This is a genomic window from Pseudactinotalea sp., assembly GCF_048594945.1.
Taxonomy (GTDB): domain Bacteria; phylum Actinomycetota; class Actinomycetes; order Actinomycetales; family Beutenbergiaceae; genus Pseudactinotalea.
The window spans coordinates 1-11,146 of sequence record NZ_JBMDXJ010000289.1 but is presented as its reverse complement, the minus strand read 5'-3'; the positions used below and the strand labels follow the sequence as shown (position 1 = coordinate 11,146).

Here is an 11,146-nt window from a genome sequence, read left to right as displayed (position 1 = left end):
GGGCGAGACAACCTGTCGGTCCACCCCGGCGGTGTCCATCTCGCGCAGCCGCTGCTCGGTGTCTGTGAGGCTCGAAGGGGGCGCCGGGAGCGTGGTCAGGTCGAGGTCCGGCAGCGCGCCCGGAGCGAGGAGCGAGGGGGGCAGCAGGTGCGCGTGCACATCGATCACGGGGGTCCGGGATGCCCTCCCACTTGCGTCTTCGCTCACAGCGTGGGACTCTACCCGAAATTGAAAGCGCTTCCTGGAAATCGGATCGATGGCGATGAATTCCCTGAGTGGTGCCGGCGCGAGTCGGCTCGAAGGCAAGGTCGTGCTGGTCACCGGCGGTGGCACCGGGTTGGGACGCTCGGTCGTGCTCGCGGTCGCCAGGGCGGGTGGTGACGTCGCTCTGACGTACCACACGAGCGATGACGGCGCCCGCGAGGCCGCGGACCAGGCACGCGAGCTCGGCGTCCGATGCGAGGTCCGAGCACTCGACGTCCGGAACCAGCACGAGGTGAGCGACGCCGTCGACTGGACCGTGGCGACCTTCGGGCGGCTCGACGGCCTGGTCAACAACGCAGGCGTCATGCCCGAGCACCCCTTCCTCGAGATCACGGCCGAGCAGTGGGACGACGTGATGCGCACCGACCTCACCGGAGCGTTCTACGCAAGCCAGGCAGCGATCCCCGTGATGCTCGACGGCGGTGGGGGCTCGATCGTCAACATCGCCTCCCGCCTGGGTCAGGTGGGGTGGCCCGGCGTCGCGCACTACGCCTCGGCCAAGGCCGGCTCGATCGCGCTCATGAAGTCGATCTCGCGCGAGTTCGGCCAGCGCGGTATCCGTGCCAATGCCGTTTCCCCCGGCGTGATGAACACCGACATGGGCCGCACGGTGATGGAGGGCGAGATCGGGCGCAAGCGCATGGCCGAGCTTCCCTTGGGAAGGTTCGCCGAACCCGAGGAAGTCGCGGACGCCGTGGTGTTCCTGCTCTCCGACGAGTCGGCCCTCTTCCTCGGGCAGACGCTGTGCCCCAACGCCGGCGGACTCATGCCATGAAGCTCGTCACGCCCCAGGAGGCAGTCGGACTCGTCAACAACGGCGACGCCGTCTGGATCGGCGGTTCCGGCGCCGGGCACGCGGTGCCGCAGGCCTTCATCGAGGCGCTCGCCCAGACCTACGCGCAGGTCGGCGCACCGAGCGGTCTCACGACCGTGAGAGTGGTCGGCATCGGAGACTTCGCCGAGATCGGCATGTCCCAGCTCGCGCTGCCCGGCCTGCACGCGCGCACGATCACGAGCAACATCGGCAACGAGCCGCGCCTGGGCGCCATGGTCCGCGCCGGTCAGCTCGAGGCCTACTCGTTCCCGCAGGGTGTGCTGTCGGCCTTGTGCCGCGAGATGGCGGCCGGCCGGCCCGGCCTCGTGACCGACGTCGGCCTGGGCACCTACGTGGACCCACGGCAGACCGGCGGCCGGCAGAACGAGATCACGACGACGGAGCTGGTCGAGGTCGTCGAGCTCGCGGGCCGCGAGTGGCTGTTCTTCCCGGCGCTGCCGATCGACGTCGCCGTCATCAGGGCGACCACCGCAGACGAAGACGGCAACCTCACGATGGAGGCCGAGGCCGTGCACGGCGACTCGCTCGCGCTGGCGATGGCCGCCCACAACAACGGCGGCATCGTCATCGCCCAGGTAGCCGGCCTGGCGCAGCGGCACAGCCTGCGGCCCCGTGATGTCCGCATCCCGGGTGCGCTCGTCGACCACGTGATGGTGGTGCCGGATCAGTCGCAGACCTATGCGACCGACTAGTCCCCGTACTACGCGGGCCAGTTGCGGCGGCCCGACCCTGCACCGCGCACCACGGGTGAGGTCGGGATGCGCGAGATCATCGCGCGCCGGTCGCTGCTGGAGTTCCGCCCCGGCGACATCTGCAACCTCGGTTACGGCGTCAGCCAGCTGATCGGCGAGATCGCGGCGGCCGAGGGCATCACGGGCGACCTCACGCTGACGGTCGAGCAGGGCATCTTCGGTGGCGCCCCGGCAGGCGGCCCTGACGGTGGCGCGGGCGTCAACTTCCAGGCGATGCTCGAGCAGCCGTCGATGTTCGACTTCTACGACGGCGGCGGGCTCGACATCGCGAGCCTGTCGTTCGCCGAGATCGACGCGGAGGGCAACGTGAACGTGCACGAGTTCGACGATCGCCCGCGGGGGCCGGGTGGCTTCATCAACATCGCCAACCGGACGGGCCGCATCAACTTCGTGGGCAGCCTCACCGCACGCGGACTGCGCACCAGCGTGGTCGACGGTGCGTTGCAGATCACTCAGGAAGGCCGCCAGCAGAAGCTGGTGCCCACGGTGAAGCAGATCAGTTTCAGCGCCGCACGCGCGCGTGCGAAGGGCCAGCACATCACGTACATCACCGAGCGGGCCGTCTTCGTGCTCGGTTCCGAGGGTCCGGTGCTCACCGAGGTCGCCGACGGCGTCGACGTGGAGCGCGACGTGATGGCGCAGATGGGGTTCCGCCCGCAGGTCGCCCCCGACCTCCGACGGATGGACCCCAGGGTTTTCCGGCCCGGCCGCATGGGCGGGGCCGCCGACTTCGCACGGGAGGAAACCACATGACCGGCTTGGTCTCGCTCACGCTGGGGCAACGCTGCGAGGTACGCCTCGAGGCAGCCCCGATGAACCTGGTCAGCCGCGAGCTGACCATGCAGCTTCGCGAGGCGCTGAAGCGAGTCGCGCAGCACGAGGACGCCAGGGTCGTGGTCCTGTCCAGCGCAGGCGATCGCACCTTCTGCGCCGGTTCTGACATCGCCGAGTTCGAGGGGCTGCACGGGCAGGGCGCGGAGGGCAAGTTGCTGCTCGAGAAACTGGTCTACCGCCAGCTCGCCGTCCTCGAGGTCCCGGTCATCGCGGCCATCGAGGGACATGCGTTGGGCGGCGGGCTCGAGCTCGCGCTCTCGTGCGACATCCGTGTCGCGAGCGAGCACTCGAAACTCGGGTTGCCTGAGCTGCGGCTCGGGGTCGTCCCGGGCAGCGGGGGCACGCAGAGGCTGGCCCGCGTCGTCGGCCTCGGCCGTGCCAAGGAGATGATTCTGCTCGGCGAGCTGATCACGGCCGAGCGCGCCGAGCAGATCGGGCTCGTCAACCGTGTGGTCCCCAGCGGCCAGGCGCTGACCATCGCCCGTGAGATGGCCGACGAGGTCGCGGCACGCGGCCCGCTCGCGGTGCGGCATGCCAAGCGGCTGATCGACGCCTCGCTCGACCGACCGCTCGACGAAGGCATGGCGCTGGAGCTCGACGCGTCCGAGGACGTGTTCTCGAGCGCAGACATGCTCGAGGGCGCGCGAGCGTTCAAGGACAAGCGCGCGCCCCGGTTCACCGGGCGCTGAGGAGGAGTCGTGCCCCGAATCGCTGCCCTGCTGGGCACACCTCTGAGGCGACGTCACTCCCCCGCGATGCACAACGCCGCCTTCGCGGCGCTCGGGATCGATGGCGAGTACCTGCTGCGCGACATCCCCGAGGCCGCGCTCGAGGCCGAGGTCGAGCGTGCCCGCGCCGAGCACTGGTACGGCTTCCAGATCACCGCACCGCACAAGCGGGCGATCATGCCGTTGCTCGACGAGATCGAGCCGGACGCGCTGGCCATCGGCGCGCTCAACTGCGTCGAGGTCACCGAGACCGGCCGCCTGGTCGGCTTCAACACCGACGTGATCGGGTTCATGGCCGGCGCCGAGCACCTCATGGGCGGGCCGGTCACGGGGTGCCGCGTGGTGATCGCCGGCACCGGTGGTGCTGCCCGATCGGCCGTCTACGGGATCGCCCAGCAGGCACCCGCGCACCTCACGGTGACCGGCCGCTCCGCCACGCATGCTGCCGAGCTGGCGGCCGAGCTCGCACCCGGCGTCGAGACCGCGGCGCTAGCCCTGGACGACCCACTGTTGGCGGGTGAGCTGGCCCGTGCGGAGCTGTTCGTCAACGCCACCAGCGTCGGCATGCTGAGTCCCGGTCCCGTGATCGAGGTGTCGCTGCTCGGCTCGAGCACTGCGGTCTACGACGTCGTCTACGTGCCACGCAGCACGGCACTGCTCGAGCAGGCACGAGCGGCCGGGAACCCCTGCCTCAACGGCGAGGAGATGCTCATCCGGCAGGCTGCCGTCACGTTCCAGCGGTGGACTGGTTCATCGGACCCGACCCCGATCATGCGCGAGGCGGCCGAGCCGCTGTTCGCGTATCCGCACGCGCGCCCCTGACCCGGCGTCGCGCGCTGCTCGGCAGAAGAGCCAGTTCTACGTCGCGGCCGGGAGCGGGCGCAACGCGCGGTCCGTCAGGACGAGTTCCGCCCGGTACCCCGCGCGGAGGGCACCGAAGGCACGGCCGACCTCCCGGTGGCCGATGACCTCGGCAGGGACCAGTGAGGCGGCACGCACGGCGTCGTGGAGCGGGACGCCCGCCGCCACCGTGGTCCGCACCACGTCGAGGAGGTGAGCTGTGCCGCCCGCGATCGAGCCGCCGTCGGCCAACCGCGCGACACCATCGGACACACTGACGCCCTGGGTGCCGAGCTGATAGACCCCGTCGGGCATGCCGGCGGCCGCCATCGCGTCGGTGACGAGCGCGACGTTGTCGGCACCGACCATCTCGAACACCTCGCGCACGAACTCAGGCGCCAGGTGGGTGCCGTCGCCCACCAGCTCGACCACGAGCGCCCCCTGCGCCGCCATCGCGAGCGCCGTCGGTACCGGACCCGGATCGCGGTGGTGGATCGGCGGCATGCCGTTGCACAGATGGGTCACGGTGGCGCGCCCCGAGCGCGCGCTCTCGCCGTGAGCGGCGAGCGCGACCACGCCGGCCTCGACGGCGGTGCGCATCGTGGTGGCATCGGCGTCGGTGTGTCCCCATGAGGGCAGCGCCCCGCCCTCGACCAGGGCCGCCAGCACGCCGCCCGGGCCCAGCAGACCGGGCGTCTCGGGCGCCACGGTCATCGTCACCACGTGCCCCCGACCGAGCTCGAGCAGCTCACGCGTGAGCGCCGCGTCCCCGTCGATGATCAGGTCCGGGTCCTGCGCACCGCAGCGCGCGGTCGACAGGAACGGGCCCTCGAGATGAATCCCTGCGATCAGCCCCTGATCCGCCGCCTCTGCGAGCAGGGCGACCCGCTCCCGCAGCACCTCGGGCGCTGCGGTCACGAGCGACGCCACCGGGTGCCGCGTGCCGTGCCTCGCGTGCTCGCCGACGGCGGTGCTCACCTGGTCGAGGTTCGTCGCGTCGGGGAAGGACGCACCCCCACCACCATGGTTGTGCAGGTCCACCAGACCCGGCAGGACCACCCGATCCGGGGCGGCCGGCACGGCCGCCACGGCGTCGCCCCACCCCGCCCCAGCAGCCGACTCGGCGCTCCCCACCCAGGTGATCACGCCGTCGTCGATCACCACGACACCATCGGTGAGCACGGCCTCGGGCGTGACCACGGCCCCGCGGATGGTCTCTGACATCAAAACAACCTCGACTCCACGTCGTCGACGCCACGCATGGCGTCGTAGTCCAGTACCAGGCAACGGATGCCGCGGTCGGTCGCGAGCACGCGCGCCTGCGGCTTGATCTCCTGGGCGGCGAACACGCCGCTGACCGGGGCGAGCAACGGGTCTCGGTTGAGCAGGTCGAGGTACCGCGTGAGCTGCTCGACGCCGTCGATGTCACCGCGGCGCTTGATCTCGACGGCCACGTGACCCGGGCCGGTGCCGCGCGCCAGGATGTCGACCGGCCCGATCGCCGTCGGGTACTCCCGGCGGACCAGGCTGTGCCCGGAGCCGAGCAGCTCCACCTGCTCGGCGAGCAACTTCTGCAGGTGCGCCTCGACACCGTCCTTGACCAGGCCGGGATCGACGCCGAGCTCGTGGCTGGTGTCGGCGTGCACCTCGTGCAGCTGCACGATCAAGCGGTCGTCGCTCTTGGTGTGCTGCACGGTCCAGACCGCGGTGACACCGGCCTCGGCCTGTGCCTCGTCCGGCGCTGATTCGGCCAGCTTGCAGGGCGGCGACATCCAGTTCAGCGGCTTGTAGGAGCCGCCGTCGGAGTGCACGAGCACGGAGCCGTCAGCCTTGACCAGCAGGACCCGGCGGGCAAGGGGAAGGTGAGCGCTGAGCCGACCCGAGTAGTCGACCGAGCAGTCCGCAACGACGATACGCATCGGTCATCGATGCTACTGCCCGGGATGCGCGCGAGACGCCGTCGTGCCGTCCGAGGACGAGCGGCAAGGCACGGCAACCTCGGACGCCGACGCGGAGCCCGTGCTTGACTGATCACGGATGTGAACCCTTTCAACGACGAACGATCTGGAGCGTCCATGTCGACGATGTCTCGCCGCACCCTCCTCCTCACCGCGCTGGGCGGCGCGGCCGTGGCAGGTCTCGCCGGCTGCTCACGCGGCGGCAGCCCGTCCGGAGGCGGCACCGAGGCCGGTGAGGGTGGCACCGCGATTCGGTTCGCCTGGTGGGGCAGCACGCCACGGCACGAGATGACCGAGGCGGCGCTCGAGCTCTTCCGTGCCGAGCACGCCGACATCGCCGTCACCACCGAGCCCGCCGAGTTCTCGGCGTACTTCAACAGGCTCGCCACCCAGACGGCGGCCGATGACGCACCCGACGTCATCACCCTGGGCGGCGCGTACGTCGCCGAGTATGCGCAGCGCGAGGCGCTGCTCGATCTCGGCGAGGTCGCCGGAGTGCTCGACCTCTCGAGCATGGACGAGACCACCGTGACCAACGGGCAGGTCGAGGGCGTGCAGTACGCCGCGACGACCGGTGTCAACGCACTCGCTGTCCTGACCAACCCTGAGGTCTTCGAACAGGCGGGCGTGGAGCTCCCCGACGACCGGACCTGGTCCTGGGAGGAGTTCGAGGACATCGCCGAGCGGATCTCCGCCGCCACGCCCGACGGCGTCTACGGCTCCGCCGGCACGCTCACGCACGACTCGATCGACTGCTGGGCGCGTCAGCGGGGCGAGGCGCTCTACACGCCCGACGGGCAGCTGGGGCTCGATGTCGAGACCCTCGCCGCGTTGTTCGAGACCAGCAAGCGCATGACCGAGACCGGTGCGGCACCGCCCGCGACCGTCCTCACCGAGATGGACGGCCTGCCCAACGAGCAGACTCTGCTCGGCACCGGTCGCGCCGCGATGATGCTGACCTGGAGCAACGCGCTGGCCTCGATGTCGGACGCATCCGGCGCGGACCTGCTCCTGCTCGACCTTCCCGGCGAGACGCCCCAGCCCGGTCTGTGGCTGCAGTCCTCGCAGTACTACGCGATCTCGGCACGCTCGGCGCACCCCGAGCAGGCCGCCGCGCTGATCTCCTTCCTCCTCACCTCACCGGAGGCGGCCGCGATCACCCGTACCGACCGCGGCGTGCCCACCAGCGCAGCGATCCGGGAGGCGATCGCACCCGAGCTGAACGACCGCGAGCAGGCCGAGGTGGACTACATCGACTACCAGAGTGGCAAGGACCTGCAGCAGCTCGTCATCGGTCCTGCGGGCTCCACCGAGGTCGCAGGCATCACCACGCGGCTGCTGAGCGAGGTCGTGTTCGGCAACCTCACACCGGCCGAGGCGGCGCAGAGCTGGATCGAGCAGGCGGAGCAGGCCATCGCGTGAGCGGCACCACGCAACCGATCGACCGCGAGGCGCTGGTGGCGCGCCACCGCCCGCGAGTGCGCGAGGTGCTGCCGCAGTGGCCGCTGCAGCTCGGTAACGGCTCGCTCGGCTTCGCCGCCGACGTGACCGGGCTGCAGACCTACCCGCAGGCCCACCCACACCGCTACCGCGGCGCCACCGGCACACTGCTGGGCACGATGAGCCAGTGGGGATGGCACAGCACTCCCCCGCCCCGGACGTACCACCTCTCCGAGACCGAGCGCCGCTACGAGACCACGCGGGGTCCGCGACCCTACGTCGACCTCACCCCACGCGAACCGGGCATCGGCGAGGTGCGAGGCAACGAGGCCGAGGAGTGGCTGCGCAACAACCCGCACCGACTGCAGCTGGCGCGGATCGGATTCGTGACGGCGACACCCATCACCGGGCTCGGCGACCTCGCTCAGGACCTCGATCTGTGGACCGGGATCCTCACCAGCTCCTTCCGCGCGCCCGAGCACGCTCGGGTGGTCACGGTGACGACGGCGGTGCATCCGACCCGGGACGCCCTCGCCGTGGTCTCGGGGACCGGATGGCCGGTTCGGCTGGCGTTCCCGTACGGCTCGGAGTCCTGGGCCCTGGCCGACGACTGGGCCTCGCCGCAGGCGCACACTACCGGCGTGGCCGCCCTGACCGACGACCCCGCCACCGGCCTGCACCGCTGGCGGGTGGACCGGAAGCTCGACGCGACCCGCTGGACCGCCTGGATCACCACCAACGCCGAGGTCGAACGCACGGGTGCGCACGAGCTCACCGTCGTGCCGCCGCTGGCGGAGCCGCTGCGACTGGTGGTCGAGCTCTGCGAGGGCGAGCCGGGCGTGAACGAGCCGCCCCCGCTCACGGCACAGGAGGTGCTCGACGCCAGCAGCCAGGCATGGCCAGCGTTCTGGCGTTCCGGAGCTGCGTTGGACCTCGGCGACGTCGACGACCCCCGTGCCGCGGAGCTGGAGCGGCGGGCGGTGCTGTCGCAGTACCTCACGCGCATCAACTGCGCGGCGGCGCTGCCGCCGTCGGAGACAGGGCTGCTGACCAACTCCTGGCGCGGCAAGGTGCACCTCGAGATGCACTGGTGGCACGTCGCGCACTTCGCGCTCTGGGGCCGCCCCGAACTCATCGAGGCCAGCCTCGACTGGTACGCCACGATCCTCGAGAGTGCCCGCGACACCGCGCAGCGCCAGGGGTACGACGGCGCCAGGTGGCCCAAACAGGTCGGTCCCGAGGGGCGTGAGAGCCCGAGCGAGATCGGGACCTTCCTGCTCTGGCAGCAGCCACACCCGATCCACCTCGCCGAGCTCGTGATCCGTGCTCACCGCGCGGCCGACCGGCACGCGCGCGCCGACGAGTTGCGCCTCCGGTGGGCTCCGCTCGTCACGGCGACCGCGGACTTCATGGCCGACATCGCCGAGCCGCGCCCGCACGGCGGATTCGGGCTCGGCCCGCCGCTGGTGCCTGCGCAGGAGAGCTACGGCGCCATGCGGGCGCGCGTGACGGATCCCACCTTCGAGCTCGCCTACTGGCGGTGGGCGTTGCTCGTTGCGCGGCGCTGGCACGAGGAGCTCAGCCTGCAGGTCCCCGCCTCCTGGACTGCGGTCGCCGACGGCCTGATCCGCCCGCTCACGCGCGACGGTGAGCTCACAGCGATCGGCGTCGACCCCTGGACGATCCGCACCGACCACCCGTCGATGCTGGCGGCCTACGGCGTGGTGCCCCCCGTGGACATGGTCGACCCGGACGTCGCCAGCCGCACGCTCGACCGGGTGCTGGCGGACTGGGACTGGGCGTCGACATGGGGCTGGGACTACCCGGTGATCGCGATGACGGCGAGCCGACTGCACAGGCCGGAGGATGCCGTCGACGGCCTCCTCGCCCCGGTCGCCAAGAACGAGCACGGACCCAACGGGCACAATCGGCAGGACGAACGGCTGCCGGCCTACCTGCCGGGCAACGGCGGCCTGCTGGCCGCGCTCGGCCTGATGGCGGCGGGATGGGACGACGGTCCGGCACAGCCTGGGTTTCCTGCGGACTGGCAGGTCCGCCACGAGGGCTTCGTCCGCTCCCCCGGTGGCACCGTTCTCAGATGACGCTGCTACTGCGCGCGCCCGGGGGCGCAGCCTCGAGCCACGCGGCCAGCCCGTCGAACGCGGCGGGCGCGGCCGCGATCTCGACCGGCTGCGCGTGATGCGTGCAGCGCGCCTCCACCACCACGCCGTCGCGCACCGGACCGGGCCGCACCGAACGCTCGAGGATCACCAGGTCATCACGGTCCCAGACGTGCCGGGGATGCCGCGACAGCGACACCACGTCGTACCAGACCAGCGCCTCGCGCGTGTAGCTCGCGATCCCTGGAACCCACCGCGCGCCGGTGCGCAGCGCGCACTGGAACGACCCCACCCGCGCAGCGATCGACCGCAGCCGCCACAGGAACAGCAGCACCAGCCCGAGGACGAGCAGCGTCACCACCAGGACGATGACGAACGCTGCTGGCATGGCGTGTCAGCCGATGGAGTCCAGCCCGGCAGCAGCCGAGGCGTCGAGAACGATCGTCACCTGGTCGTGGTCGACCGAGAAGAAGCCGCCATCGACCTCGAGCTCGACCGACTCACCCTGCAGCGGCGTCACGATCACGCGGCCGGGCCGCAGCACGGACAGCACCGGCTGGTGACCGGCCAACACACCCATCGAGCCGTCGGCTGCGGGCGCGCTCACAGCGCTGGCCTCACCCTCCCAGAGGACGCGGTCCGGCGCGACGACCTCGACGTTGAGCGGCACGTCAGCCAAGCTCCTTCTGGATCTTGTCCCAGTTGCGCTCGAGGTCGTCGAGGCCACCGATGTTGAAGAACGCGCGCTCGGTGACGTGGTCGTACTCGCCGTTGGCGATCTTGTCGAACGCCTCGATCGTCTCGGTGAGCGGCACGGTGGAGCCTGGCACGCTGGTGAACTTCTCCGCCATGTAGGTGTTCTGTGACAGGAACTGCTCGATGCGGCGCGCGCGGTTGACCGTGATCTTGTCCTCTTCGGACAGCTCGTCGACACCGAGGATCGCGATGATGTCCTGCAGCTCCTTGTTCTTCTGCAGGATCGACTTGACCTGGTTCGCCACACGGTAGTGGTCTTCGCCCACGTAGCGCGGGTCGAGGATGCGGGAGGTCGAGGCCAGCGGGTCCACCGCGGGGTACAGACCACGCGAGGCGATGTCACGGGAGAGGTTCGTGGTCGCGTCGAGGTGCGCGAACGTCGTCGCCGGCGCCGGGTCGGTGTAGTCGTCGGCCGGCACGTAGATCGCCTGCAGCGAGGTGATCGAGTGACCGCGCGTGGAGGTGATCCGCTCCTGGAGCTGACCCATCTCGTCGGCCAGGTTGGGCTGGTAACCGACGGCGGACGGCATCCGGCCCAGCAGGGTCGACACCTCGGAACCGGCCTGCGTGAACCGGAAGATGTTGTCGATGAACAGCAGCACGTCCTGGTTCTGGACGT

11 protein-coding genes and 2 pseudogenes are annotated in these 11,146 nt (G+C 70.8%); 7 read left to right on the top strand and 6 right to left on the bottom strand.

The features are described 5' to 3' along the window. Positions 1-207: pseudogene (locus ACOJSN_RS12660) on the bottom strand (hypothetical protein); the annotation flags it as partial. Positions 208-262: 55 nt separating this feature from the next. Here ACOJSN_RS12660 and ACOJSN_RS12655 point away from each other — a divergent pair. From ACOJSN_RS12655 to ACOJSN_RS12635, 5 genes are all read left to right on the top strand, one after another. After that, positions 263-1,039 carry an SDR family NAD(P)-dependent oxidoreductase gene (locus ACOJSN_RS12655; protein ID WP_420112858.1) on the top strand — a complete coding sequence of 259 codons (777 nt, stop codon included), beginning with the start codon at positions 263-265 and terminating at the stop codon, positions 1,037-1,039. After that, complete coding sequence (locus tag ACOJSN_RS12650; RefSeq protein WP_420112857.1) at positions 1,036-1,791, top strand: CoA-transferase; 756 nt, start codon at positions 1,036-1,038, stop codon at positions 1,789-1,791. The genes ACOJSN_RS12655 and ACOJSN_RS12650 overlap by 4 nt, the downstream gene beginning before the upstream one ends. 66 nt (positions 1,792-1,857) lie before the next feature. Then, positions 1,858-2,604, top strand: a complete 747-nt coding sequence (locus ACOJSN_RS12645) for a hypothetical protein (RefSeq protein ID WP_420112856.1) — start codon at positions 1,858-1,860, stop codon at positions 2,602-2,604. Continuing rightward, complete coding sequence (locus ACOJSN_RS12640) at positions 2,601-3,374, top strand: enoyl-CoA hydratase/isomerase family protein (RefSeq protein WP_420112855.1); 774 nt, start codon at positions 2,601-2,603, stop codon at positions 3,372-3,374. Before ACOJSN_RS12645 ends, ACOJSN_RS12640 begins: the two co-directional genes overlap by 4 nt. Before the next feature lie 9 nt (positions 3,375-3,383). Then, positions 3,384-4,235, top strand: coding sequence for a shikimate dehydrogenase (locus tag ACOJSN_RS12635; RefSeq protein WP_420112854.1), 852 nt, complete (start codon positions 3,384-3,386; stop codon positions 4,233-4,235). Positions 4,236-4,271: 36 nt separating this feature from the next. Here the strand turns inward: ACOJSN_RS12635 and ACOJSN_RS12630 are convergent, their stop codons facing one another. Beyond that, entirely contained in the window at positions 4,272-5,477 is a 1,206-nt protein-coding gene (locus ACOJSN_RS12630) for an N-acetylglucosamine-6-phosphate deacetylase (RefSeq protein WP_420112853.1), read from the bottom strand. Then, positions 5,477-6,172, bottom strand: a complete 696-nt coding sequence (gene nucS, locus ACOJSN_RS12625; protein ID WP_420112852.1) for an endonuclease NucS — start codon at positions 6,170-6,172, stop codon at positions 5,477-5,479. The genes ACOJSN_RS12630 and nucS overlap by 1 nt, the downstream gene beginning before the upstream one ends. A 156-nt stretch (positions 6,173-6,328) precedes the next feature. Between nucS and ACOJSN_RS12620 the strand changes: the two genes are divergently transcribed. Continuing rightward, positions 6,329-7,633: an ABC transporter substrate-binding protein gene (locus ACOJSN_RS12620; protein ID WP_420112851.1), complete on the top strand. Its 1,305-nt coding sequence runs from the start codon at positions 6,329-6,331 to the stop codon at positions 7,631-7,633. Next, entirely contained in the window at positions 7,630-9,753 is a 2,124-nt protein-coding gene (locus ACOJSN_RS12615; protein ID WP_420112850.1) for a hypothetical protein, read from the top strand. The genes ACOJSN_RS12620 and ACOJSN_RS12615 overlap by 4 nt, the downstream gene beginning before the upstream one ends. Here the strand turns inward: ACOJSN_RS12615 and ACOJSN_RS12610 are convergent. The 3 genes and pseudogenes from ACOJSN_RS12610 to ACOJSN_RS12600 all read right to left on the bottom strand — a co-directional run. Continuing rightward, the gene (locus ACOJSN_RS12610; protein WP_420112849.1) at positions 9,746-10,159 is read right to left on the bottom strand and encodes a DUF2550 family protein; all 414 of its coding nucleotides are present in this window, start codon (positions 10,157-10,159) and stop codon (positions 9,746-9,748) included. The two genes, ACOJSN_RS12615 and ACOJSN_RS12610, sit on opposite strands and share 8 nt — an antisense overlap. 6 nt (positions 10,160-10,165) lie before the next feature. Further along, the gene (locus tag ACOJSN_RS12605) at positions 10,166-10,441 is read right to left on the bottom strand and encodes a F0F1 ATP synthase subunit epsilon (RefSeq protein WP_420112848.1); all 276 of its coding nucleotides are present in this window, start codon (positions 10,439-10,441) and stop codon (positions 10,166-10,168) included. Between the two features lies 1 nt (position 10,442). Next, a pseudogene (locus ACOJSN_RS12600) lies at positions 10,443-11,146 on the bottom strand (F0F1 ATP synthase subunit beta); the annotation flags it as partial.